The sequence below is a fragment of the Wolbachia endosymbiont (group B) of Apotomis betuletana genome (genome assembly GCF_947250475.1).
Classification (GTDB): domain Bacteria; phylum Pseudomonadota; class Alphaproteobacteria; order Rickettsiales; family Anaplasmataceae; genus Wolbachia.
This window is the reverse complement of record NZ_OX366320.1, coordinates 694,231-719,400: the sequence shown is the minus strand read 5'-3', so window position 1 is coordinate 719,400 and position 25,170 is coordinate 694,231. Positions and strand designations below refer to the sequence as shown.

Annotated in this window: 26 protein-coding genes and 3 pseudogenes; 13 read left to right on the top strand and 16 right to left on the bottom strand. The window is 34.5% G+C overall.

The features are described 5' to 3' along the window. Nucleotides 1-28: 28 nt before the first annotated feature. The 10 genes and pseudogenes from OOK82_RS03250 to OOK82_RS03205 form a co-directional block, all read right to left on the bottom strand. Complete coding sequence (locus OOK82_RS03250) at nucleotides 29-994, bottom strand: phage late control D family protein (RefSeq protein ID WP_264339203.1); 966 nt, start codon at nucleotides 992-994, stop codon at nucleotides 29-31. After that, entirely contained in the window at nucleotides 991-1,200 is a 210-nt protein-coding gene (locus OOK82_RS03245; RefSeq protein ID WP_343327296.1) for a tail protein X, read from the bottom strand. Before OOK82_RS03245 ends, OOK82_RS03250 begins: the two co-directional genes overlap by 4 nt. Next, nucleotides 1,197-1,544: a phage tail protein gene (locus OOK82_RS03240; protein WP_214303300.1), complete on the bottom strand. Its 348-nt coding sequence runs from the start codon at nucleotides 1,542-1,544 to the stop codon at nucleotides 1,197-1,199. The genes OOK82_RS03245 and OOK82_RS03240 overlap by 4 nt, the downstream gene beginning before the upstream one ends. Next, nucleotides 1,544-3,835, bottom strand: coding sequence for a phage tail tape measure protein (locus OOK82_RS03235; protein WP_264704383.1), 2,292 nt, complete (start codon nucleotides 3,833-3,835; stop codon nucleotides 1,544-1,546). Before OOK82_RS03235 ends, OOK82_RS03240 begins: the two co-directional genes overlap by 1 nt. A gap of 109 nt (nucleotides 3,836-3,944) precedes the next feature. Beyond that, nucleotides 3,945-4,202 (bottom strand): phage tail assembly protein, encoded by a 258-nt coding sequence (locus tag OOK82_RS03230; RefSeq protein WP_010405430.1) that lies wholly within the window; start codon nucleotides 4,200-4,202, stop codon nucleotides 3,945-3,947. An 83-nt stretch (nucleotides 4,203-4,285) separates the two neighbouring features. Next, nucleotides 4,286-4,567, bottom strand: a complete 282-nt coding sequence (locus OOK82_RS03225; RefSeq protein WP_010082215.1) for a type II toxin-antitoxin system RelE family toxin — start codon at nucleotides 4,565-4,567, stop codon at nucleotides 4,286-4,288. Further along, nucleotides 4,551-4,751 carry a hypothetical protein gene (locus tag OOK82_RS03220; protein WP_007303020.1) on the bottom strand — a complete coding sequence of 67 codons (201 nt, stop codon included), beginning with the start codon at nucleotides 4,749-4,751 and terminating at the stop codon, nucleotides 4,551-4,553. Before OOK82_RS03220 ends, OOK82_RS03225 begins: the two co-directional genes overlap by 17 nt. 61 nt (nucleotides 4,752-4,812) lie before the next feature. Next, the gene (locus OOK82_RS03215) at nucleotides 4,813-5,319 is read right to left on the bottom strand and encodes a phage major tail tube protein (RefSeq protein WP_264686530.1); all 507 of its coding nucleotides are present in this window, start codon (nucleotides 5,317-5,319) and stop codon (nucleotides 4,813-4,815) included. Between the two features lie 15 nt (nucleotides 5,320-5,334). Next, nucleotides 5,335-6,201, bottom strand: a pseudogene (locus tag OOK82_RS03210) (phage tail sheath family protein); the annotation flags it as partial. Further along, nucleotides 6,200-7,525 carry an IS4 family transposase gene (locus tag OOK82_RS03205; RefSeq protein WP_264686529.1) on the bottom strand — a complete coding sequence of 442 codons (1,326 nt, stop codon included), beginning with the start codon at nucleotides 7,523-7,525 and terminating at the stop codon, nucleotides 6,200-6,202. The pseudogene OOK82_RS03210 and the gene OOK82_RS03205, both read right to left, overlap by 2 nt. Before the next feature lie 100 nt (nucleotides 7,526-7,625). Here OOK82_RS03205 and OOK82_RS03200 point away from each other — a divergent pair. Together OOK82_RS03200 and OOK82_RS03195 are read left to right on the top strand one after the other, a co-directional pair. Further along, a pseudogene (locus OOK82_RS03200) lies at nucleotides 7,626-7,970 on the top strand (baseplate assembly protein); the annotation flags it as partial. A 256-nt stretch (nucleotides 7,971-8,226) separates the two neighbouring features. Continuing rightward, nucleotides 8,227-9,186: a phage tail protein gene (locus OOK82_RS03195; protein ID WP_264704384.1), complete on the top strand. Its 960-nt coding sequence runs from the start codon at nucleotides 8,227-8,229 to the stop codon at nucleotides 9,184-9,186. Nucleotides 9,187-9,267: 81 nt separating this feature from the next. Here OOK82_RS03195 and OOK82_RS03190 read toward each other — a convergent pair whose 3' ends face one another. Next, complete coding sequence (locus tag OOK82_RS03190) at nucleotides 9,268-10,212, bottom strand: IS110 family RNA-guided transposase (RefSeq protein ID WP_264336326.1); 945 nt, start codon at nucleotides 10,210-10,212, stop codon at nucleotides 9,268-9,270. 425 nt (nucleotides 10,213-10,637) lie between these two features. On the opposite strand from OOK82_RS03190, the gene OOK82_RS03185 reads away from it, so the two are divergent. The 11 genes and pseudogenes from OOK82_RS03185 to OOK82_RS03135 all read left to right on the top strand — a co-directional run. Further along, nucleotides 10,638-10,841 carry a hypothetical protein gene (locus tag OOK82_RS03185; RefSeq protein WP_264377302.1) on the top strand — a complete coding sequence of 68 codons (204 nt, stop codon included), beginning with the start codon at nucleotides 10,638-10,640 and terminating at the stop codon, nucleotides 10,839-10,841. A 20-nt stretch (nucleotides 10,842-10,861) separates the two neighbouring features. After that, a complete protein-coding gene (locus OOK82_RS03180; protein WP_264378050.1) occupies nucleotides 10,862-11,548 on the top strand; it encodes a hypothetical protein in 687 nt (228 codons plus the stop codon). A 6-nt stretch (nucleotides 11,549-11,554) separates the two neighbouring features. Then, entirely contained in the window at nucleotides 11,555-13,486 is a 1,932-nt protein-coding gene (locus tag OOK82_RS03175; RefSeq protein WP_264704385.1) for a DUF4815 domain-containing protein, read from the top strand. Nucleotides 13,487-13,500: 14 nt separating this feature from the next. Continuing rightward, nucleotides 13,501-14,688: a hypothetical protein gene (locus OOK82_RS03170; RefSeq protein WP_264685153.1), complete on the top strand. Its 1,188-nt coding sequence runs from the start codon at nucleotides 13,501-13,503 to the stop codon at nucleotides 14,686-14,688. Nucleotides 14,689-14,692: 4 nt separating this feature from the next. Beyond that, on the top strand, nucleotides 14,693-14,887 hold the full coding sequence (locus OOK82_RS03165; protein ID WP_264685152.1) for a hypothetical protein: 195 nt from the start codon (nucleotides 14,693-14,695) through the stop codon (nucleotides 14,885-14,887). Then, the gene (locus tag OOK82_RS03160; protein ID WP_264686604.1) at nucleotides 14,884-16,332 is read left to right on the top strand and encodes a hypothetical protein; all 1,449 of its coding nucleotides are present in this window, start codon (nucleotides 14,884-14,886) and stop codon (nucleotides 16,330-16,332) included. The genes OOK82_RS03165 and OOK82_RS03160 overlap by 4 nt, the downstream gene beginning before the upstream one ends. Nucleotides 16,333-16,366: 34 nt before the next feature. Beyond that, a complete protein-coding gene (locus OOK82_RS03155; RefSeq protein ID WP_264704657.1) occupies nucleotides 16,367-16,867 on the top strand; it encodes a hypothetical protein in 501 nt (166 codons plus the stop codon). After that, nucleotides 16,860-18,038, top strand: coding sequence for a phage tail sheath subtilisin-like domain-containing protein (locus OOK82_RS03150; RefSeq protein ID WP_264704386.1), 1,179 nt, complete (start codon nucleotides 16,860-16,862; stop codon nucleotides 18,036-18,038). The genes OOK82_RS03155 and OOK82_RS03150 overlap by 8 nt, the downstream gene beginning before the upstream one ends. Nucleotides 18,039-18,049: 11 nt before the next feature. Next, a complete protein-coding gene (locus OOK82_RS03145) occupies nucleotides 18,050-18,556 on the top strand; it encodes a phage major tail tube protein (protein WP_264377165.1) in 507 nt (168 codons plus the stop codon). An 87-nt stretch (nucleotides 18,557-18,643) separates the two neighbouring features. Beyond that, nucleotides 18,644-19,543 carry an Rpn family recombination-promoting nuclease/putative transposase gene (locus OOK82_RS03140; RefSeq protein ID WP_264704439.1) on the top strand — a complete coding sequence of 300 codons (900 nt, stop codon included), beginning with the start codon at nucleotides 18,644-18,646 and terminating at the stop codon, nucleotides 19,541-19,543. Nucleotides 19,544-19,664: 121 nt separating this feature from the next. Continuing rightward, nucleotides 19,665-19,757 (top strand): annotated as a pseudogene (locus OOK82_RS03135) (phage tail assembly protein); the annotation flags it as partial. Between the two features lie 120 nt (nucleotides 19,758-19,877). Here OOK82_RS03135 and OOK82_RS03130 read toward each other — a convergent pair. The 5 genes from OOK82_RS03130 to OOK82_RS03110 form a co-directional block, all read right to left on the bottom strand. Continuing rightward, a complete protein-coding gene (locus tag OOK82_RS03130) occupies nucleotides 19,878-20,777 on the bottom strand; it encodes a DMT family transporter (RefSeq protein WP_264686951.1) in 900 nt (299 codons plus the stop codon). A gap of 456 nt (nucleotides 20,778-21,233) precedes the next feature. Then, nucleotides 21,234-22,145: a WO male-killing family protein Wmk gene (gene wmk, locus OOK82_RS03125; RefSeq protein ID WP_264686952.1), complete on the bottom strand. Its 912-nt coding sequence runs from the start codon at nucleotides 22,143-22,145 to the stop codon at nucleotides 21,234-21,236. A 25-nt stretch (nucleotides 22,146-22,170) separates the two neighbouring features. Further along, nucleotides 22,171-23,085 (bottom strand): WO male-killing family protein Wmk, encoded by a 915-nt coding sequence (gene wmk, locus OOK82_RS03120; protein WP_264704438.1) that lies wholly within the window; start codon nucleotides 23,083-23,085, stop codon nucleotides 22,171-22,173. A gap of 103 nt (nucleotides 23,086-23,188) precedes the next feature. Beyond that, nucleotides 23,189-24,379: a hypothetical protein gene (locus tag OOK82_RS03115; RefSeq protein WP_264704437.1), complete on the bottom strand. Its 1,191-nt coding sequence runs from the start codon at nucleotides 24,377-24,379 to the stop codon at nucleotides 23,189-23,191. Nucleotides 24,380-24,480: 101 nt separating this feature from the next. Further along, nucleotides 24,481-25,137: a JAB domain-containing protein gene (locus OOK82_RS03110; protein WP_264704436.1), complete on the bottom strand. Its 657-nt coding sequence runs from the start codon at nucleotides 25,135-25,137 to the stop codon at nucleotides 24,481-24,483. Between the last annotated feature and the right edge of the window lie 33 nt (nucleotides 25,138-25,170).

The window sequence follows — 25,170 nt, the reverse complement described above, 5'->3', positions numbered from 1 at the left end:
ATTAAATAATCATTTGCTTAAGTTTCACTTAAACAGCTTTGCTCACTGTTGCCTCTACTATAGTTTGATATCCCCTATTATTGAGAATATGTTCTGCCTTGCTAATTATCCATTCACCTTCAATTTCCTGACAAAATCCTGAAAGGCTGATCTTAGCTTCTGCAAATAATTCTGGATTACCAGGAACAGTTACATTTAAGTTTGATGTACTACGTTTTAGTTGTCTTAACTTAGCTGCTGCTGCACTAATTGCTGATTCTGCGGTAGAGTAAAGCGTTTGCAGGGTATAACTTGGACCCTCATTTCCCACTTTCTCTTCTATAGTTTCTCCCTTTTCATAACTGTGCCATTTTGCAATAACAGATCCATATTTGTTACGCACATTAAAATTTACCTCCCAATTTATAACATCTTTAGGTGTAAGTACTGTTGTGCCTAACATCTTTCCAGTTGCTGATCTTGCTTCTCCCTTTGGAATAAAAATTATATATCCTCCTGCTGGTTTTACTAGTGCATCATATTTTTTCCCTAACCCTTCCAAAAAACTCATGTCGCTTTCATCTGCTTGAATGATATGTGGTATAAATATATTTTCAAATCTTTCAGCGACTTTACCTTCATACCCATGCTTTTGTGCTATTTCTTTAATTAAATCTCCTAAGGTAATGTCCTTCCATTCCTTTGATTTTCTTTCCTTTAATGATCCTCTTAAACTTGCAGCATCACATTTTATTCTTAAAGTTTGCGGTGGACTTTGTATTGTAATTTGATTTGCCTTATATACTCCCATAGGCAATAAACCTGTTTCTTTGTATCCGAGAAAAATTTGTAAATTACCCTTAAGTTCTAAAGCGCTAGAGTTATAACTAATATATATCTCAGCTTCGTCACTTGTAGTACCGGATCCATCAGTAACACGTAATAATATTAAACTCTTTTTTAAAACCTCTGTTACTGGGTTATTTTTTGCTACTATATCAAAGTCTGGCGTCATTCATCTAAAATATTTATGACAGATTCTTTCGATATTTTCTGAATTTTAGGAAGCTTAATTCTTAATCCAGCGGGCAAAAAGCTTGCGTATTCTGCAAGGCCTGGATTTTCAAGCAATACTTCCTCCACTGCTCCACTACTGTATCCATAATGTTTCCAGCAAATGTAATCCAACATTTCGTTTTCTTTCGTGTAATAATAAATCACTTACTGTAACTTTTTAACTTCAAAATAAACTCAACTTTTCTCGGTTTTCCATCAGGAAAAAATAATATCTGCTTTTCTTCTACATTAGTAATGACAAAATTTCCAAATACACTTCCTGAATTATCAACTAGAACGTGTGGTTCTTGAGTGTTACGTATATTTTTTAGCTGTTCTAAGCCATTACTCTGATAACGTGAATAAATCACTCCTGTTAAATCAATACATTCAATTCCTGAACCAATGTTTTGTAGCGACGTTTTTTCAATACATTCAATTGTATACCACCTTTCTTCTTTACTGTATCTTAGGCTTGTTGGTTCAAGCTTACATTTTCCAAACAACATTAATGCAACTCTTCAACTATATCAAAAAGTGCTCCACGTGCTTGTTCTCTAAATCTTTCTATTACTGCATCAGCAACGCTGAGCACATCTTCAGACTTAATATTGATATTAAACGTTTGATAGAATGCTTGGTTATATACTTTCGATTCCCTATTTTCACATCTACTTTTCTTGAATGCTTTCTCAACTTCTTCTTGCTCCATAGCTCTTTTTTCTTCTATAACACTTTTAACTTTAAAACTTTCAAAATTGCTTTTGCTATTTTCTGAAAATTGTTTAATAGCACTATTATTTGTCAATGGGTTTCCATTACTGAAAATACTATTTTTAGAAAGCTTATTAACAGAATTTCTATTATTTTCAAATTTTCTAATCGGGCTATTCTCAGCAAATATGCTACTAACTGTATTTCCCATCCATGAAAAGGTTTCTCCTATAGGTTTAATGAGTGATTTCCAAAAGCTAGAGAAAAAGTCTTTCACTTTTTGCCAGTTAGTGATAACAAGAGCTGCACCAGTGACAAGACTTGCTACTAAAAGTCCAATCGGGTTACTCATTACAGCAAACGTTATTGCTCTTAGTCCTGTTACTACTGCAGGAAAAACTGTAGCTGATAAAAATGAAAATACTCCAAGTAGGTTTGCTTTCAGACCAAAAATCGTACTTCCTAGCAATGTAAATCCGTATCCTAGTCCTACTGCTGCAATTTTTAAACTTATCAAAGCTGCTAAAGTACTCATGATTGCCGTAGTTAAAGTTGGATGTTTTTCTGCAAAAGAAGCTATACGCTCTGTTATTGTTTTCAAACTTCCAGCTACATAATTTAAAGTAGGTAACATTACTGACCCTAGATTCATTCCAGCTTCAAATACTGCATTTTTAAGTAATTGTAATTTATTAGCTGTAGTATTTGCCCGATTGTTAAATTCGTCCTTCATTGAAGCGTTATATTTTTCTTTATCAGCTAAATGTTCAATAGCTTTCTTGTAAATGTCTAAGCTTCCTACTAAAAGAGCAATGTCATCTTGAAACCCAGCACCAAATAGATTCATAAGAATACCGGCACGCTCTTGATCATCTATTTCTTTTAAAGTTTCAAGAAATTGTAATATTGCCTCTTGAGGATTTTTTTTAATGGTTTGTTCAAGCTCTTCTATACTTGTTCCCATCTCATCTAATGCATCATGAAATTCAGGACTTTGCTCTCTTGCAGTCTGTAGTTTACTAAGAAAGTTATTTATAGCAGTTGCTGCTTTTTCAGGTTGTTTACCTAAGCTTATGAACGCACTTGCTAAGCTACTTGCTTGATCAATTTCTAAACCAAACTGTTTAGCATTACCACCAATTCTATTCAGTGTAAGAAACATTTCCTTAGCTTTGGCAGCAGTATTATCTGAAAGATGGTTTATTATGTTACCTACATTTTCCATACCATCAACTTTAATTCCATAGACATTGGATATTTTCGCAATAGCATTACCAGCTTCTTCTGAAGACATGTCAAACGCTGTGGTCATTTTAGCAACTACTGTTGTAAACTTCATAAGATCATCTTTGTCAATACCAAGTTGACCACCACTTGCAGCTATTTGTGCTAATTCTGCAGCTGACAAGGGTATTTCACGAGATAATTTCTTTAATTCTTTAGCAAACTTTGATGCTTCATCTTTAGTGTCATTTTGCACAAATTTTACTACTTTTTTTACATCAGCCATAGCACTTTCAAAATCAATCGCAACCTTGATCGGAGCTGCAAGCGAAAGACCTAGTCCAATAGTCTCTATAATTTGTGACTTAAAATGTGCCTTACTTGCTAAAAAACTTTGGTGACTACGTATTGCAGACCCAAGCTTACCATACTTGCCTTTCAGCGCTTCAATGGACGAGCCAAGTTTATATTGGTCACTTACTAATGACTTAATATTTCTTCCACTTTTTCTTACTTCTTCATTAAATGAATGTAAAGCATCTCTCTTTTTCAAATATGCTTCTTTTGCTTTTGTTGCGGAGGTTTTGGCCTTGTCAAACTCTGCTTTTAAAGTTTTGCTTGGTTTCTCCACCGCTTTCATTTGTTTAGCTAAAGATTTTACTTGATCTTCAAAGCCCTTCCACGACCTCCTGCTGGTCAAAACATCATGACCTAACTGTTTAAACTTTGATACTGACTTTAAAGATGAATCAAGCTTTCTTATATTCTCACCAAGATTAGAGAGTTGACTACTACTTCCCTTTATTACAGTATTAAAACTGCCATCTAAAACTGCTCCGATTTTTATAGATAATGTTGACATTGTACCTTCCTCGCTGCTTTATGCCATAAGATAAATTCATTAATCTCCATATCAAGTATTTGTTCAACCCCGCCTCCTACAACAGAGCTGAACATTAATACTTCTAATCTCAAGTTTTTTGGATAATCGGTGAAAAAAAATCCTTTAATACCTCTTGAATTTTCACATAATCAGCAATATCTAACTCTTCAATTGCTTCTTTTGCAACTGATGTCAAATTAGCAGTCAAAGTTACTTCTTTACTAAGGTCACTACCATTTAAGCGTTCAATTGCAAGATAGTCTCTAACTTTTGGACGTCTAACAGTAAGTTCTGAGACAGAAATTCCATCAACTGTTATTGGGTTATTAAGTGTTATAGCTTGCATGTTCCTCCTTAAAAAGTTAATTAAATAAAAGTCTATATCGGCTTTTACATAACTAATTTCTTTGTATGGTGCTATAAATAGGATTAGCTTTGATAAGAATCTTTTCTGTGTTCAATTGAAGTAATAACTACTGTATGTTCTGGTACATCTATATAATAAAGTATACGATAGGTACTCACCCGTAGACTACGTTGCCCACTTAAGTTGTGCTTTAATGGCTTTCCAAGTCCAATTGGATCAACTGTTAGACGCTCCATTATTGCCTTCTTAATCATTAACTTTACTTTTGCTGGAAGAGCCGGAATGTCTTTCTTTATAACAGATTCTGAATAGTCTATATTGTAAGGCTTAATCCCAGAAGGCATCTTGATGTTTAACCCTCTTTTCTTTATAGCGTTCGTCAGCAATCTTAGATAATTCCATATCTTCGATTTCTTCTTCCATTAATTCAGTTAATAACTTTAAAACGGACTTGTCTTGAGATTGTGCTACACTAACAAGTAAACCAGTTAGCTGCTCTATGGAATTTGTATGAGCTTTAGAATCCATATTAACTATATACCTACAACTTCTTATATTTTAACGTTTTTATGTAATTTTGTCAACCATATTAGATCCCTAGAATCGTTTGTAGCAAAGCCATCTGATCAACACCATTTATCTTTCTAATCATATTTTCAGCATCGATTTCTATTAACTCATTACCACCTATAGTAAGTTTATAGTAATGAGCAGCTACAGTACACTTCAGCGTTGCTTTTTCAGCAGGTTTCCAGTTACCAAAATCAAACTCTTTAAAAATGCCTCTTAAATTGATTATTACTGCTTCAATATCATTACTACCACTCCCTTGCATTCCACCTCTGAGTGTCAAAGAAACTGAATTCCCATTTATTAGACCAAATAGCCTAAAGAGTTCTGTATCGTATTCAGAAAAAGTGAAATCTGCTTCAAGCTTTTCCATACCCATATCGATATTTATTGGAATATCCATACCACCAGCTCTGTACTCTTCAGTTTTTATGGTAAGCTTCGGCAAGGTTATTTCATCTATTTTTCCTGCATAACCACGGCCATCAACAAATATGTTAAAATTCTTTAAAATCTTTGGTAGCATTTCTCTTTCTCCTTTTTACAATATTGCGCCACTCACAAGGTGTGACCTAAAAGTAATCTGTTCTGCCGGATACGGTGGTGTAAATTCAAAGTCAAAATATACTTTTCCACTTGCAATGTTTGCCGGTGTATTGAGTTCTGGTGTTGCATAACATTTTCCGCTAATAATCGCTCCTTGGGCTTTTAAATTGGCCAAATAAGAATTCACCCCCTCAATCACATCATCTATGTAAGTTTTGGTAATATTGCGATCAACTGCCCATAGATGAGCTCTAAGTAGACTGTCATTAATAAGGTCTGCAGTCCTTCTCACTGATAAAAAAGCCCATTTTGAGTCATTTGAACATGTTCTATTTCCCCAAAGCCTATAGCCATTTTGATGAATTATCGTTGTTACTTCATTTTCATTCAAGTGGTTTGCTCTACAATTTGCATAACCTAAGCTAAAATCAATAGGCCTGCTTGTTCCAACAATACCATTTATCTCTTTATTTGAAGGTGAGTGCCAAAATCCTTGTTCGCTATCTACTTTCGCTATTAAACCAGCTACAAATGGACTCGATGGCAAGATTTCTTCTTCAATAAATACCTTAACCCATGGATCAACTACGTAAATTCTTGAGCTGCCTACACTTTTTCTCCATTTTATTGCTTCTTCATCATTAGTATTTGGTCCATCTGCAACAATAATTGCTCTTAATTTTTCTGCTATGGAAATTAAAGCACTCACTACTGGATTTACTCCATCTATTTCAGGTAACTGATGAGTAAACTGAGGTGCAATTAATATTCTTGGAGCAATATGAACTATGCTTTCACTACTGAGGAATGCCTCTATCCCTTGATACTCTCCAGTCTCTTTATCAACCATACGCGTCAAGTTAAGAGATTGTGAGCAAATTTAGAGAGGTTAAAGTGGATACTCTAGCCCTTCTACGTTTGTCTTTTAATGAAAATAGCGACCAAGTTATAGTGAGTTTTTTAAGAAATGCTTTTAAACTATTAATTTTGGTTAATACTAAAAATAACTCTCTAACCCGCCTTTTTAGCTCAATAAATGCCTTTGTTAAGCTAAGTTCTGTATTCTTTTTCACTTCTGTGCAACCAACTATGCCGTGAAATATAAGAATTGCGCACAATTTAGCATATAGTTCACATAATACTCTGCATGGCTTTCCTTTTAGCTTATCAAGCCTGATATGGCTTTTATACAATTTAAATAATAACTCAATTTGACACCTTACTCTGTAAATCGTTAATACTTGCTCAGCACTAATTTTATTTTCTGGAACATTAGTTATAAATATTGACCAGTTCAACAATTTTTGATTTCTTTTAGAGGATGTATATCCCTGCGATCTTGCTAATCTATTAGCTTTCCTTCTTCTGGCCATAGACTGTTCTTCAGTTAGTTTCTGACATATAATTCTTACTCTAATTTTTGCTTCTTTTCCTAACAATACCTCGTTTTCTAAAAATAACTTATCCTCTAAACATTCTAATAACTCCATTTTTTGATTTGTTTCTACATCATATATGTTGGTATCGGATTTATAACGACTTATGAAATAAGCTCCTATTTCATTGATTTGTTTAAAAGAACTTGGCACAAAATAACCGAGATCAGATATTAGCAAATCATTGCTTAATATATTACTTAAATGTTTCCTATATCCCTGGTCTGATCTTACCCCCTCCGTTAAATTAAGTTGGTCTATTATCTGATTCATGTAGTCGAAAACTAATTGTAACTTTATTCCAGACTTAGTATTGCTTTCATAGCCACTGTAGCTAGTACCATAACCTTTATACATCTCTTCCATACTGTTAGGTAGAGTAATATAGCTACTGTCCAATAATTTAACACTATTAAATTGCTGTAAGATTTTGCAATCAACTTGCAAGATATTTTTAAAGAGAATCACAGATTCATTATACATCCTTTTCATAAATTCCACTGCTTCTTCAGTAAATCTAAAATCCAAACCTTGTTTTGTTATATCTATCGAGTCCTCGTTTAGTAATTGACACATTGTTTCTACGCTACAATTATCAACTCCTATATTACCCAAGACCATGGCTTTTACGAATGATGAACCTTTTAGCTTTCTCTTTCTTTTTATAAACCTTGTTGTAATTGAGATTTTCTCTGCTTTTTCATTAAAAAATTCTTTGAGCTTTTTTGATAAGCAAGTTATTTTATTCATTGGTTCTCTCACTAAAAGTATATCTGGGAGAACTTATACCTTATTATTCTATCTCTTTCATACCTTTATTTCCTTAACTTGACGCGTATGGTTATCCACAGTGCCAGAAGACCTACTTGAAATTGTAAAAAAGCAGGTTACCAGAGATGATATAAGGGTTTTAACAGATACGATAACAGTAATTGGTTGCAATATTACGGAAATAGATATTCACAGCAGAATGAGTATAAGTCCTATAATATCAAAGGAGGAAATCAAGAAGCAGTTTATTAAGAAGTTTGAAGCAAATAGAAGGCTGGGATGGAATGTTACAAGATCTTGGATAATAGCAAATTTGTTTGTAGAGGGTGTAGAAAACGTAGAATTAATCGAGCCAAGAGAGGATGTTGTGGTTCTGGGGAATGAGTGTGCAGTGCTTGGCTACGTCAAGTTAGATAGGATTTAAAACGTATTTTTTTTGTTTTGTGCCAGTGAGGGGATTGCGTGCAATAAGTGGTTTACTGGATCCAATGTTAGGGAGAGGAAAGTATTGATTTTCTTCCAGAAGTTGTAATTTGTTTTTTAAAGTATGGATAATATGGTCAAATATTAAGGAAAGTGTTTTTGATATTAAGAACATCTTTATTTTTCTGGAATGACCTCTTGCTTACTCATAAGCTACCTAAATAAAGGGAATTAAAGCAACTTGAAAGAAAAGACAAATGAAAAGTTTATTACCGCCAAACGCAACAAAGCAAGAGCAAGCACTGGTTGATGCAACAGATTATAAGGTTGATCCGAGCTGTATCAGAGGATTTAAGTTTAGTCTTAAAGAAGAAACATTGCCTTGGATAATAGAAGAATATGGTTTAGAAGAAATACTGCGCTGGGTAAAAGATAGAAGAAAAGCCGTAATAGAAGGAGTAAAATTTCAAAGACTGAGAGGAACTCCAGCATCACTAAAAATAGCACTAAAATGGGCAAATATAGAAGATATTACAATCATCGAAGAACCACCTGGTAAACACTTCTTTGAATTACAAATAGGAATAAAAGATGTTCCAAATGACTTTTTTGTAGATGCAGTAGTAGAACTTGCAAAACTATCATTACCAGCAAGATCAAGGCTAATGAGGATTTTTAATGACTACTATAACGTTGATAGGTTTATATTAGATGAAAGTATATTCGGCAGCTTATTATCAGACTATTCAGGTAGAAAAGTTGAAAAAAATGGGCCAGTGTTATCGTTTGGAAGAATAAATTTTTTCAGTTCTAGAGGTCCGTTAGTAGAGATTGTAGACAACTATTTAAGAGAGCATTATGAACAAGCATTTAGTAATGACATATATCGATTAGATGTAGCAGTACTTGGAGAAACAGAGGCTCATACAAAGGATTACAAAGGCATCTATGAAAGAGATCATTTGTGGTACAACTTAAAAGCGCTATATCCGCTACCACAGAGCTTATTACCGGCAATTAAGTTTGCGAAAGCGCAAGTTATATTATCGGATCAACTATGTTTTTTAAAATTTTTTGAATTTAGTTTCATTACAACTTTTGTTTGTAATTTTGTTTTTTATTCGAGTAAAAAGTGCATTTTTGACAATAAAAACCCTAACTTAATCATAGAAAAATTTTGTATCAAACAACAGTTACTGCTTAGATCTTATGGTTAACGAATATGTGGATAAATACTTTAAATGTGTGTAGACGTATTTATCCACATATTCGTTAACCTATTTTCTATGCAGATTTTTTTAATTCACATTGACTGCTTCTTTAAGCCTCGCATTGGCAATTACTATGATTTTACGCATTAGAGCTGTCATAGCCACCATCTTCTTTTTACCTTTACCAACAAGCCTTGAATAGAAGGCACCAAGCGCAGACTTAGACCTTGAAGCAGACATCGCAGCTGTAAAAAGCTTTTCACGAACGTTGCTTCTGCCACCACTTATTCTGCGATAACCAATAGTTTTACCACTTTCTTTCGGATGAGGTGCAACTCCAGCAAGACTTGCAATTTCTCCCCTACTTACATAACCAAGTTCTGGCATTAGACACAGAAAATCTTGAGATAATTTTGCACCTATTCCTGGAACTGTTTTAAGGATTTTTTGGCGCTTTTGTAACTCTGGATTCTCATCAATAATTTTTTGTATGGTATTGTTGAGCTCATCTATCTGGCTATTAAAGAATTCAATAGTTTTCTGACAGCTTTCTTTTATATGGTCGTTTTCAGGTGCTGCAAGCCTAGATTTCTCTTGAGCTCTCATTTTTGTAATGTCATCACGACGTTGACAAAGTGCAACTAAGGTTGTTTGTTCTTTTGACATAGGTGCAAATAGAGATAGAGTACTATAGCGTTCAAACCCATACTGAGCAAGGGCTCTTGCATCTGATTGATCAGACTTTGCTAAAGTTCCATGAGATAGAACAAAGCTTTTTACTTTGCGAGTATTAGCTCGATGTACAGCAATATCTTTATCAACAAGAAAATGTGCTAAGCCAAGCTCATATTTTCCAGTGTTTTCCAGAGTTACTAAAGAATTAGGTAAGATATTTGAAAAATCTTGAAACAATTGTTGCCAGCCAGCAGTATCATTGTCGAATTCGACAGCGTTCTTCTGTTTGTGAACTGCAACAACATTTTTAAATTTTCCGATATCAATGCCAATAAAATTTTGATAAGATGTAATCATAATAACCTCGATTAGTTTTAATTAATTTAAGATTGTAAACGGGTGCATACATATGTCCCATGCAACTATTCAAACGTATCGAGAGATGGGCTAGTGTACCTTGATCCGAACGGTTATAATACCAACAGTTGGTCGGTCGCACACGCCCGTGATAACTCTATTCCTATAGTGAGTAGGGTTATCTTCCCTCTTATCTCCTTTATATCATATTTTTAACTTACAATAGTTGGAATTTAGGGGATATCAATGCTTGTTTTGCATCAACTACTTATGAAGAAATAGAGCATACACTTCACTTAAGTGAAGATAAACTTTCTGAGCAGATTTGGAATTTTCAACGTACACCAATTTTAGAGCGATTTAGTATAACTTATTACTATGAAGCGAAGAATTTTACTGATCAAAAAATAATAGAGTCTAATTTAGTGGAATATCATGTTGATTGTCAAAATGATTCAGATTCAAAACAGAAAGATCCCATTCATGAGCTAGAAAATTACGTAGCAGCATTCTATTCAGGTATGGTTACTTGGCATGAACATCGCCACTTAAATCGCCCTTGGAAAGATTTTGATCCTATTATTGCAAAAAAATTGGACGTTTTTTCTACGGATCTTGTATATACATAATATCAACTGCACAATCAACTATGTCAGTACTCACACAATCAGGCAGAGCAGCTATTGCTGCGAGCATAAAAGAGCAACCGATACATCTTGCTTGGGGATCTGGAGATTCTACCTGGGAAAGCAGCTACAAAGTTGAAAAAACTTTTGCAGCAGGCGGCAAGATAAGTTTAGATCACCACACTATTAAAGATGTAAAAGTTTATACAGGGCAAACAATTTATCAGTCAAGCATAGATTATATAGTTGATAGTAGCTCAGGCACTATTGAGCGTGTAGAAAATGGTGCAATTATAGCAGATAGCGTAATCACTATAGAGTACACTCAAGACACACCACCGGAACTAATTACTTCTGCAACATTAATTAAGGAAGTTGGACGTCGTGTTGTTGATGAGATACTCTTTTGTACTGGTGATGATGATGGAGAGCTTCTAACTCCCACAGGTAGGTTTAAACCCTCTAATGTACCAACTAATAATCTCTATCTTAAATTTACTTTCGATTTCACGGACGCAGCAAATCAAGTAATAAGGGAGCTCGGAGTTATGGTTGGTACAAAGGTAAAGGAAAAAGTGTCATCTGGGCAGAGATATTTTGAGCCAAAAGACGTGGAAAATCCGGGAATTTTGTTAGTTTTAGAACACACCGTGCCACTTATCAGAACATCTGCAACTCGGGAAACTTTTTCATTTGTTGTAACTTTTTGAAACAAAATGACCTTAAATAGTTATTATAACCGCTTTAATCCTGACAAAGAATACGAAAAAAGCTTGTTTCTTGCAGGAAGAGGTCTACAGTCAGCAGAATTAAACGAGACGCAAGAATATGCTCTCTCTAAGCTTAAAGGCATAGGTGATGCAATATTCCGTGATGGCGATGTTATAACAGGCAGCAATTGTATTATAGATAGAGAAACTGGTAAAGTTACACTTGAAGGAGGAAAAATCTATCTTCGTGGAGCGGTGAGAAAGGTAGAGGCAAAAGAGTTTGTTATTCCACTGAGTACCACAGTTCGTATAGGTGTTTATTATCTAGAATCTACGATTACAGAACTTGAGGACGAAAATCTTCGTGATCCTGCTGTTGGTACACGTAATTATCAAGAAGTAGGAGCTGCAAGGCTTAAAGTTTCCACCATTTGGGGTTATCAAGCAGAAGGTCTTTCTCCACGTTTTTCTGCAGGAGAGTTTTATCCAATCTATAACATTGAAAATGGAGTATTAATAGAACATTCACCACCACCACAAGCAAACATAGTAACTACTGCTCTTGCTCGTTATGACAAAGAAGCTAATGGTTCCTACGTTGTAAATGGCCTTGAAGTAATGTTTTTGCAAAAGGAAGAAGAGGGCAAAAAACAAGTATTCGTGATTAATGAGGGAAAAGCTCATGTTGATGGCTATGAGATTGAGTTACCTCATAGTATTCGTGTTTCTTTTGATCAAGATCCGAATATAAAATCAGTTGAATCAGAACCACATACTTTTCAGCTAAATAGCCAAAGAGTAATGGAACTTAAAGTTAATGATTTTCCAATAAGTGAAATCAAAAAAGTAGATATAACTGTTCAGAAAACCACTACTGTTACTCATGGTTCATACTCAGGAGCTGTTGATCCGATACCTGACTCTGCAGTACTTGAGATTATTCAAGTTAAACAAGGCAATGTTATTTATGAAAATAGTACAGACTATAAGTTAAATGCAGGAAACGTTGATTGGTCATTACCTGGCAAAGAACCAGCTCCTGGGAGTAGTTACCTGATAACCTATCGCTGTCGTACTCATGTAAGTCCTGAAGATATAAGTGAAGAGGGATGCAAAGTAAAAGGAGCAGTTGATAACAGCTTGGTTCTGATTGATTACACCTGGAAAATGCCCCGCTTTGATTTAATTACTATCGATAGCAAAGGAGTGGTGAGAAGAATCAAGGGAATTGCCCATCCCTGGAGACCATCAATGCCTAGAGCGCCTAGTGGACAACTTTTGCTCTGCTACATTCATCAGACATGGAAAAACGGAGAAAAAGAAGGGGTAAAAATAGTGAATAATGCTATTCATGCTGTACCGATGAATGAGCTTGAAGCAATGAAAAAAGGAATAAATGATCTTTATGCGCTAGTTGCACAGGAACGTTTACGCAGTGATGCAAATTCAAGAGAACCTACAACGAAAAAAGGAGTGTTTGTAGATTCGTTCTTTGACGATGATATGCGTGATCAAGGAGTTTCGCAGTCTGCAGCGATAGTAAATAAGGAACTAATTTTACCGATAGACGTAGAAATTATTGATGTTGAAAAGAGCACAAAACCTTATCTTTTACCGTATGAACTTGAGCCGGTATTAGAACAGCTTTTACAGACTAAAAGTGAAAAAATTAATCCGTATCAAGCTTTTGATAAAATAACCGCAAAAGTTACCATAAATAAAAACATTGATCACTGGACGGAGGTAAAAACAAATTGGAAAAGTCCAGTAACTAGAGAATTTAATACTAGAGAGACCACAGAGCTATTATCAAGTAATTCTTATGAAACTGAATTTATGAGAGAAGCAATACAGAATTTTGAAATTGAAGGTTTTGAGCCAAATGAGAAGCTTAAAGAGATAAAATTTGACGGAATAAACATTCAACCTATAACTTAAAACTGGAAAACCAAATGTTAACAGCTAACAATCAGGGAAAATTAAAGGGAAAAATAAAAATCCCAGCAAACATTCCAGCAGGTACTAAATTGGTGCAATTTTATGGGAATAAAGGAAGCTATGGAGAAGCAACTTATACTGGTAAAAAAACAATTACCATAGAAGAAAGAAGAAGAGTGATCGCAGCAAGACGAGTTGATCCTTTAGCACAAACATTTACTTTAAATGAGAGCAGACACATAGGGGGTCTAGATTTATGGTTCACAAATAGCGGCAAAAAACGTGTTGTTGTGCAGATTAGAGAAACAGCAGTGGGAATGCCCTCGCAGACTGTCATTGCTGAAAGTTATATTGAGCCAAAAGATATAAAGATAGATGGCACAGCAACACGTATAGAGTGGTCACCAGTGTTTTGCCATGCAGGAGAGGAGTATTCAATAGTACTGCTTACTGATGATCCTGGTACTGCAGTAAAGATAGCAGAACTTGGCAAATATGATGCAGTAAATAGCCGTTGGGTAACAAGTCAGCCATATCAAGTAGGAGTATTACTTTCATCTAGCAACGCAAGTACTTGGACACCACATCAAAATTTAGATCTAACTTTTAGGCTTTTAGCAGCGAAGTTCACTGAAAATTCTCACGTTATTGATCTTGGTAAAGTTACTGCAAACAATACTTCAGATTTAATTGTTTTGACGAACGTCGAAAAAGTAGCATTTGATACCAATGTAGAATTTATTCTGATAGATGAAGAGGGAAAAGAAAATTTTCTATCTGATAACTTGTCGCTCGCGCTGCGTGAAAGACTATCTGGAGAGTTAACAGTAAAGGCAAATTTAAAAGGGTCAAAAGAAAAAAGTCCAGTGCTATATCCTGGGTTACAGCTAGTTATGGGTAATATAGGGGAAAAAGGAGATTATGTTACAAGAAGCATTACAGCAGGAGCTAACACTAAAATTACCATAACATATGATGCGCTAATACCTGGCACTGCAGACATTAAAACTTATGTAGAGAAAAACGTGGGAGAATGGCAATTAGTAAATTTAACATCAGGAAAACCAATTGGAGAAAATTGGGTAGAGAGAACTCATGTGCTGACAAACTTTAATGGCAATGAGACAAGGATAAAATTAGTTTTAAGTGGAACAGTTATCTATCGTCCTAAAGTCAAAAATCTACGAATCATTGTTACATAGAAGAATGTCAAATGATAAAACGAGTAGAGGGTATCCACTACCTCATCCAGAAAACATTGCAGTGGAAGATGTAGTACGTATTCGTACCACAATTGAGAAAATAGATGAAGATATGAGTGAGAGAGAAAATAAACATAATCAACTGAAAAGTAATTTTGAACGATTTAGATTTGAAACTTTTTTGAATTTTTGGGAATGAAAGAAGCAATATACCAAAGGATAAAGGATTTAGCAGTAAGTAGCACAGCTGATCAACTGGCATATCTTGCAAAATCGCTGGAATTGATAGCAGATAAAAAAGCTATTTCCAACGTTGTGCAGATGACTGAAGTAAAAGGAATAATTGATGCACTACAAAAAAGACTTAAGGATTTAGCAGAAAACAGTACTCCAGATCAATTAGCATATCTTGCTAAAGCATTGGAATCAATAGTCGACAAAAGTGCAGTTTCTGAAATTGTACAGATGACTGATGGTAAGCTAAAAGAACTTCTTGATAGTGCAAAAAAACACTTAACTGATCTGGATAATAAAAAAGCTAGTTCTTTAGCAGTGATCTCTGAATCAGAGAAGCAATTATTAAAGAGAATTGATGAAAAAGGGACAACAAATTTATCGCTACTTGATACGAGAAAGAATGCCAACATTGCAGCAATAAATAGTGTTGGCAATGATCATAAAGATGGTCTAAAAGGTTTAGTGAATAACTTCCGTACTGTTAATGATGTGCCAAGTGGTTCATCGATTATGAGGGAGATAAGGAGCAGAGAACCAACCAAGCTTAACTCCATAAATGATGTACCAAGTGGCTCATCAATCATGAAAGAAGTAAGAAATCGTCATATGATTGAACCTGGAGCATTACCTTTTTTATTTGGTGTACTAAGTAGAAAAAATAATTACTTTGGCCACGGAACTTTTACAACTGAGCTTGGAGAGTGGAGCGGTGATATAACAAAAACAGACTATATGCTGCAACTACTTGCAGGTACTCACACGTACGATACAAGCTATGTTAGTTTTTATCGGCCAAGACAACTCAGTTTTTTTGAAGGAAGTAAAGGTACATTTATCTACGGAGAATCATACCCAAGATTCATGTATGATGGATTTTCGGAGCAATTCAATATGTTGAAATATCCTTATGCTGCACTAGGAGTAATATTCGTAAAAAACACAAGCAATGTAGATATAAGTAAAACTCTAAACTTTGTTGGATCTGCAATGTGGTATAAAGATGAAGTTAATTATGGAGGAGCAGGATTATTTATAGGTACACCTGATAAAACTAATACAAGGAAGTCAGAGATTTCGAGAATTACTTGGACACGTATTTACCAGCATGAAATTAACAGTCCTGAATTTATTGCATCAGGTAACATACTCATTCCAGCAGGAAAAACTGTTACAGTGTTACTTTATACGTCATCCAATCTTCACTCAGGAGGTGAAAGAGTTGGTGAGACACCTGAGTTCTTTGCGAGTGAGCATACGTATAGCACAATCTATGGTCAATTTATTCAGTGGGGAATATATAACTTTCGCAGTAATTTTTTAACCACAGGACTTGAGATCGATGTAGAGAGAACGCTAAGAGCGTGGCAGTGTCCAGGGCTAGATGCAACATATAAACTTTGGCAGTAAAAGAGGAAGAAAATACGCTTACAAATAAGTTGAAATAACAACACTTGAAAACAAGCCAACTGGAAATGATTGGTATGAAGCACCAAAGAATTTTGACTGGCAAAAAAGTTATTGTTTAACAGAAGGAGAGAAAATTGTTGAAAGGAATAAGGAAGATATTGAGCTGGAATTATTGGAAAATGCGAAGCTTTCTGCACTTCGTTTTTATTTTAATAACTATACTAACGAATACGCTGGAAATTCTCACCAAAAAGCTAAATCGTATCAAATACAAGAAAAAGCCGCAAAAAGCATTCTAGCAGCACCAGAGTCTATAAGTAAAAAGGATACAGAAATTATAGAACCATTAGCAAAAGTCCGTGGTATTACAGTTATTGAAATGGCAAGAATAATTGAAGAAAAAGCAAAAAAAGCAGTAAAAGAAATAATTAAATGTGAAGAGTTGGAAGACATTACCAAGAAGAAAATTGCAGAAGCCAAAAGTGTAGAGAACTTACTAAACGATTTTAAACAAAAGATACAAAGAAATGGCTGAAGAATTTTTACATGGCGTAAATGTTATAGAGGTTACCTCAGGGACAAGATCAGTACGTACAGCTAAATCATCAGTGATAGGTGTAATTGGTACTGCATTCGAAGCTGATGAGCAAAAATTTCCACTGAATAAACCAGTACTGATAGCAGGAAGTTTAAAGGAAGCAGCAAAGCTTGGAAAGAGTGGAAGTTTACCTTCTGCAGTAAATGGAATATTTTCCCAGATTGGTGCAACAGTAGTAGTTATTCGAGTTAAAGAAAGTGAAAACAGCGATCCAAAATTAAAAGAAGAAGAGACGCTGAAAAATATAATTGGCGGTGTTGATAAAGAGACTGGAGAGTATCAAGGGATAGAGGCATTCCTCAGTAGTGAAAGCATAGTTCATATTGCGCCAAGAATACTCATTGCACCTCAGTTTACTCATCAGTTACCTGAAATAGATGGAGTAAATCCAGTAGTGAGTGCTTTAATTTCCATAGCAGAAAAATTAAGAGCAATTATTGTTGCAGATGGACCAAATACTAATGATGAAGAAGCAATAAAATGGAGAAAAAGTGTAGGCAGCTCAAGAGTTTATGTGGTTGACCCATGGATTAAGGTATTTATTGAAGGAAAAGAAGAAATCTTGCCATCGAGTCCATTTGTAGCTGGTTTAATAGCTAAGATAGACAGCGAGCAAGGCTTCTGGCACTCACCTTCAAATAAAGAGATAAATGGTATTGTTGGAACAAGCAGGCCTATTGATTTTACGCTCGGTAATACAAATTGTAGAGCAAACCACTTAAATGAAAATGAAGTAACAACGATAATTGATCAAAACGGCTATAGGCTTTGGGGAAATAGAACATGTTCAAATGACTCAAAATGGGCTTTTCTGTCAGTGAGAAGGACTGCAGATTTAATCAATGATAGTCTACTTCGAGCTCATTTATGGGCAGTTGATCGCAATATCACCAAAACTTATATAGATGATGTGATTGAGGGGGTGAATTCTTATTTGGCCAATTTAAAAGCACAAGGAGCTATTATCAGCGGAAAATGTTATGCAACTCCAGAGCTCAATACACCAGCAAATATTGCAAGTGGAAAAGTATACTTTGACTTTGAGTTTACACCACCATATCCGGCAGAACAAATAATATTCAGATCTCATCTCGTAAATATAAGTTAGGAGAAAGCAAAGTGTTACCGAAAATACTGAGAAATTTTAACGTATTTGTTGATGGTCGTGGTTATGCTGGTCGTATCGATGAGATCACTCTGCCAAAACTCACCATTAAAACAGAGGAATATAGAGCTGGTGGTATGGATATTCCAATAAATATTGATATGGGCATGGAGAAACTGGAAGCAGATTTCACTCTTTCTGAATATGATACAGAGCTCTTTCGGCTATTTGGGTTGATAAATGGAAACTCTGTATCTTTAACTCTTCGTGGTGGAATGCAAGGAAGTGGAAGTAATGAAGTTGAAGGAGTTATTATCAACCTTAGGGGCATATTTAAAGAATTTGATTTTGGTAGTTGGAAACCTGCTGAAAAAGCAACGCTGAAGTGTACTGTAGCTGCCCATTACTATAAACTTACTATAGGTGGTAATGAATTAATAGAAATCGATGCTGAAAATATGATCCGTAAGATTAACGGTGTTGATCAAATGGCTTTGTTGCAAACGATTCTAGGGATTTAATGGAATGGACGAATGCCTTTTCACTTTTTTATTGAAAAATTACTGATAATACTGTATAATTACTAACGTTTTTTAGGCATTTTTGCTATGGCTTTATCTAAATTTCTTGACCCTAAAAATGATATAGCATTTCGCCGTATCTTTGGTACTGAAAAGAATAAAGACATTCTCATTCACTTCCTCAATGATATCTTGAGCTTTACTGGCAAAAATGCAATACAGGATATAGAGTTTTTAAGTACTATTCAAGACCCTGATATCGCATCTAAAAAGCAAAGTATTGTTGATGTGCTATGTAGAGATTCAACAGGAGTGCAATGGATAATTGAGATGCAGGTCGCTAAAACCAAAGGCTTTGAAAAACGTGCCCAATATTACGCTGCTAAAGCCTATTCAAGACAAGCAGATAAAGGTGATCAATACCATGACCTTAAGGAAATTATCTTTATTGCTATAGCAGATTGTATTTTATTTCCTGATAAGTCCGAGTATAAATCAAAGCACACTATTCGCGATGAAGATACTAATGAACATGATCTAAAAGATTTTTATTTTGTATTTATTGAATTGCCTAAATTTCCCAAAACCAAAGAAGATCAACTTTCAAATATAGTTGAGAAGTGGGTGTATTTTTTTAAGTACGCTGATGAAACAAGTGAAGAAGAATTGGAAAGAATAATAGGAAGTGACGGAATAATCAAAAAAGCGTATGAAGAGCTAAACAGGTTTAACTGGTCAGAAAAAGAGTTTATAGCATATGAACAGGAGAGCAAGCGTATTCGTGATGAACAGGCTGTCCTTGCTCAAAAACTTGATGATGCTAAAGAGGAAGGAATCAAAATTGGTGAAGAGAAAGGAAAGATTGAAGGAAAGATTGAAGTTGCAAAAGCGATGCTGACTAATAATGTTGATGTTAACACTATTGTCAAATGTACAGGTCTTTCTGTCGATGAAGTTCAAGAATTAATCCAAGTGGAAAGGAAATAACCCCTACTACAACTTTTATATTAGGTTGCCTCTTCAATCAAACACAAAAACTGTAATAAAAAAAATTAGTTATGTAAAAGCCGATATGGACTTTTATTTAATTAACTTTTTCAGGAGAAGTATGCAAGCTATAACACTTAATAACCCAATAACAGTTGATGGAATTTCTGTCTCAGAACTTACCGTTAGACGTCCAAAAGTTAGAGATTATCTTGTATCTTGAAAAAAGCATCTGGTGTTTTAAGCTTAAGCATTAGGTGGAGAAGGGAATAACTTTGAAGATTATCTTAGATATAAAATCTGTTAGCAAGACAAGAGTTCCCTGCTTATATCTTTATTTGTTACTACCCAAAAGTATTACACTATTTTTCTTAATTGCCTTACCTTCCGAATAAGCTATAAATAAGGTTGATGGTATTAATATCAAAGTACCATATAAAGCACTTTTATCAGGTAATTCATTAAATATAACGTATGTTACTATTGCAGAAATTATTAGCTCTATGTATCTATACGGTGCAAGTGCAGTAGCATCAGTAAGAGCAAAAGCTTTTAACATGAAGAACAGAATTAGGTTTGAACTTATTCCTAAAATCAGCAGTAATATTAATTCTGACAAGGAAGGCATATGCCAATAAAATAACAAAGATGGAGTGGAAAAAATTGTTGTTGTTAGAGCTGAGTAAAATAATATACTTATTATTGTCTCCTTCATTACAAGCTTCTTATTAAGTACATCTAGTATAGCGAAGATTAATGCGGATACAATAAAAATAAGAATTTTAGGATTAAAATCCTCACTATAAGCTTTAGTAGTAATAGCAATACCAATAAAACCAATGACAGCTACTACCCATCTTTGCCAAATTATATTTTCTTCCAGAAAAGGAATTGCAAGAAGCATAACAAATAATGGTATTGAGAAACCTATAATTGTTGCAGTTACTATTGGGCAAATAGTCAACCCATAGGTCCATAAGGTCATTCCACAAAACAACAATGCACCTCTAGTTATTTGAATAGATATTCGACTTGTTTTACAAACTCCTATTCCATAGTAAAATATAAAAGGTATAAGAGTAATAGTGCTAAATAAAAAACGGAAAAAGATTATCTCAAAACTTTGAAGGTGTAAACCGAGACACTTTGATATAGTATCATTAACTACACTACTAAGTAAACTGAGTATAAACCAGGTAACTCCAAGCAAATAAGCTCTTAGTCTGTGATCCATAAAACTCCCAATTTAATATTTTATGAGATAACTTTACTGTACAAAAGATCAATAATAGAAAAGGTTTCTTCTATCTACTGTTTAACCATATTCATAAATATTTAGTAGAAATAATTTGAGAAGTGTTATATAAAATGCAGCTTTATTGCATAATTTTAATAAACAGAAATGCTAACTGATTTTTTTGTAATATATGATAATACTTGCGAATACTATCACATTATCAGGAAAAGTAATCGGGAGTACTGACGGCTGTGGCGATTTTACCAACTAGCTCCTCTGCTAGCATTAGCAATATGTGTTTTCAGCATCAATTTTAAAAGCATTAAATTTGAAGTTTATCAAACAACACGAATTAGCAGCAAAACTTTATGAAAATGCTTCAGTTGAGTCAGCTAAACAAGGATTTAGAATGGTTAATATATTGACTACTTTTACTTATATCTTAAACACAATTCAATTTTCACACTCACCTAACTCATCAACAGTTAGGCCACTTGCTCGCAAAATAACATCAGTAGAAACACCCGCCTTCACTAGATTTTTTGCAACCTTGATCCTTTCTGTTTTTTTAACTTTTTCCTTGCCACTTTTCATATTTTCAGATAGAGATTTGACTAATGATTCTTGTTCTCCGTACTCATCCATTAAACTCAATAGCTTTTTGCTTTCTCTTGTTTTAGGTAGCAGAACTTTAATATTCACTGATAATGCATCTGATATTTCATATAATTTATCAAATGTTATAGCAGTATACCCTCTTTCATAGTCGTGTATTTCCTTGAGTGTTAAACCAACTTTGTTTGCTAAATCTTTCTGAGTATACCTTTTTATCAATCTCCATTCTCTTATTCTTTGCCCTACTCTGTAGTATATAGAATCAGTGCAGACTTCTTTCTCTGTATTATCATACTCGTAAATAGATAAGCCGGTTGCTTGGGAAATTATGTCAACTGAAACTCCTTCTTTAACTAGATTTTTTGCTACTTCTAATCTTGCCTCCTCTTGATTGATTTTCTCGCTAATATGAACAAACCTGACTAATGAAGGTACTATTTTGCCTAACTTTTGATTCTCGTATATTTTCGTTAGATAGAGTATTTCTTCGTCTTCATCTTCATACTCTCTTACTACTACTAGTTCAGGTAGCAGATCTATAGCACTAACCGATAGTTCTTTTGCTATCGTATATAATACTTCAATTGGAATAGCGCTATATCCACTCTCATAGCTGTCCACCTCTTGATATGTTAAACCTATTTTACTTGCTAATTCTATTTGAGTATGCCCTCGCATTAACCTGCTATTTTCTATTTTTTGTCCTATTTCATAGCTTATAGAACTAATATCTCTTACAGAAACAAACATATATACCTTATTTAGAAATAAATTTTCATGCAATTTGATCAGCAGATAAGCCGACTATTTGCAAAATAATATCAATAGAAATTCCCCTTTTTACTAAATTCTTTGCAACTTTGATCCTTTCTGCCTCTCTCACTTTCTCCTCACAAATCCGTATCCCCTCAAACAAAGATTTTATTAGTGCATTACGTAGTTCTTGGCTCTCAATTTCTTTGTATTCTTTAATCAAATCAAGCAGCTCATTTTCCACTTTACTACCTTCATCTTTTTCTATTAGTAGATCTGTAATATTAATCGATAATGCTTCTGCCATTTTATATAATTTATCAAGTGGAACAGCAGTCCTTCCTTGCTCATAGTTGCTTATTTCGTCACGTGTTGTACTCATTTTTTCTGCTAAATCTTTTTGAGTATACTCTCTCACTAGCCTCCATTCTTTTATCTTCTTTCCTATTTGGCAGTAGATAGAACCAACTTTTTCTTCAACACATTCATCAGCAGAGAGACCTATTGTTTTTGCAACGATACCAACAGAAATTCCTTCTTTAACCAAACCCTTTGCAATTTTTACTTTCTCTGCTTTCCTACTACTTTTCTCACTGACTTGGACAAATTTGGTTAGCAAACAAAACATTCTACGTAACTCCTGATCATTAATCTTTTTATATTCTCTTACTAGATCTAATATTTCTTCTCCCTCATCTTCAAGACAGCTTTTTGATACAGGAATAAGATCCGTAATACTGATTGATAGTGCCTCAGCTATAGCATACAACCTTTCAATTGAAATTCTACGGTTCCCTTTCTCATATTGCAGTATTACCCAGTATTTTACACCAATTTTCTCAGCTAAATCTTTCTGAGTATACCCCCTCTCTAACCTCCAACTTTTCACTTTTTCCCCTACTTCATAGTCTAGAATTTTTTCCACGCAAAGAACCATACATATAATATTTTCTATTATAGCTCAATTTTGTTGAGGCTTCAGTAAAAGAAAATTTCTTGAACCTTGAAGTTAATCCGTAAAATGAAGAAAGAAGGCTTGGTTAAAGTCCCCTAAAGGTTTCTTTACTACCTCTACATATCCTATTTACCCATGAAGACAACACTTCATCATTGCTAACTTCTTTTATAGCATACTTTTCACTCCATAAGCCACATCTAGTGAAATTACCTCTCTCTACTGCTTCTTTAAGTTTTACTCCAGCAAAAAGACAATTTTTTCCTATTTCTTCTCCTCTTTGTTGTAATTCAGCCCACATTTCCTTGTTTTCTACTCTGACTTGTACTTGATCATATTTTTTTACATCGTGGTACAATATAATATTTAGCTTACCAATGCTTGTAGGAAATTCTAACATGATAGAGCTGCCATCTGAAATATCGGTATAGTTTCTTATACCTCCCTTCTCACTTTTAACTTCAACTGCATCATTACCAATTTTTAAGATATTACTTCCTAACTTTCTGTTTGCTTCCAGTATTTTGGCTACCTCTACCTTACTATTCCCAGAAAATTCTATATACGATGTTGTATTATCTATCTCAACATCTATTAATTCTCCTTCTTGCACAGCATTTTCGCCAGCTTCCTCTAGCTCTTCTAGTTGCTTATCTATCTGTGGTTGAACTTCTGGTTGTAGCTCGTTATAGATTTCACCTATCAGTTTATTCTGCAGTAGAGTATCATGAAACTCTGCACCGCTTAGCATTAATTTACGTATTAGCTTTTTTCGATCACTTTTTTCTAATCTGTGAAAATGTGTACCTAATACTACATATGCTGCAAAACTCCATTCCCCATCATTACATGCATTTAGCCTTGCTCCAGCAGCTAGTGCTTCGTCTACAGCCTTGTGCAGTTCATTTGGACTTTTTGCTCTTACCACAGTACTCTTAAACCAGCTCAACTTTTCACTTTCACCTCTACTTGGCTTTATTTTTTGCAAGGCAGAGGTAAATGGATTTTTATCTTCTTGATCACTTATAGGTTTTGTGCCATATATATAATCAAGTCCCTTTCCGTAGTTGATTTGAACGTCTCTATTAGGGAAGGGCACTTCTCCAGGTTTTTTAGCCTTATTGGTTTTGCTTACAAAGGTGGACTGCTGGTTAACACGACCAATTCCTATAATAGCATTTAACATCTCACCTTCTGATAATTTATCAAGATCAACGTTTAATTGATAAGTACCTCCTTTCTTATCATCAAAAGGTACAATTATTTTATTACCCATATTATCCTCACTATTAAAAATACTTTTTAAGCGTACAATAAACTTTATACATCTCATTACTCATTATAAATTATAGTGAGTAGATTTACAAATATTTTCTGCTATAACAATCCGTTTTCTCGAAAGCTGAAATAGCCTCCACTTGTGATGATAATATGGTCAAACAATTTTACGCTTACAGTACTACATGCTGCTGCCAAGCTCTTTGTTACTGCTTGATCTTCTTCTGAAGGTTCTAAGCTTCCTCCAGGATGGTTATGTGACATTATTATTGATGTTGCATTTTTTATTAATGCTTTTCTTGTAATTTCCTTTATGTATACTGGTGCTTTTTCCATTTCACCAATATAGGATTCTTCTCCGATTAATTGGCACCTTTTATTCAAGTACAGTATTTTTACACATTCCCTCTCTGCATGACCTATACTTACGTTCAAGTATTCTACTAGCCCTTGTAAGTCCATGATTGGTTCTCCCTTGAGCTTTTCTCTCAGTACCCTTTCTAGCGTTTCCTTAACACACATAATCATTGCTACTGCAGAATCAGTTACTCCTTCTATAACTTTCAGGTCATCCATTTCTCGACCTAAAATCCTTCCTACTCCTGTATAGCTATTCACCAGATTTTTAGCAATTTCTTGAGCTTGTGGCCTTTCATGTACTGCACTTAGAAATGTTTCCATTATTTCACGATCAAGTAGTGCTTTGCCTTTGCTTTCTAATATTCTGAATTCGATTTCTTCTTTACCTTTATTCATATAATTTACCTTTCACTAACAACAAACTTTTTT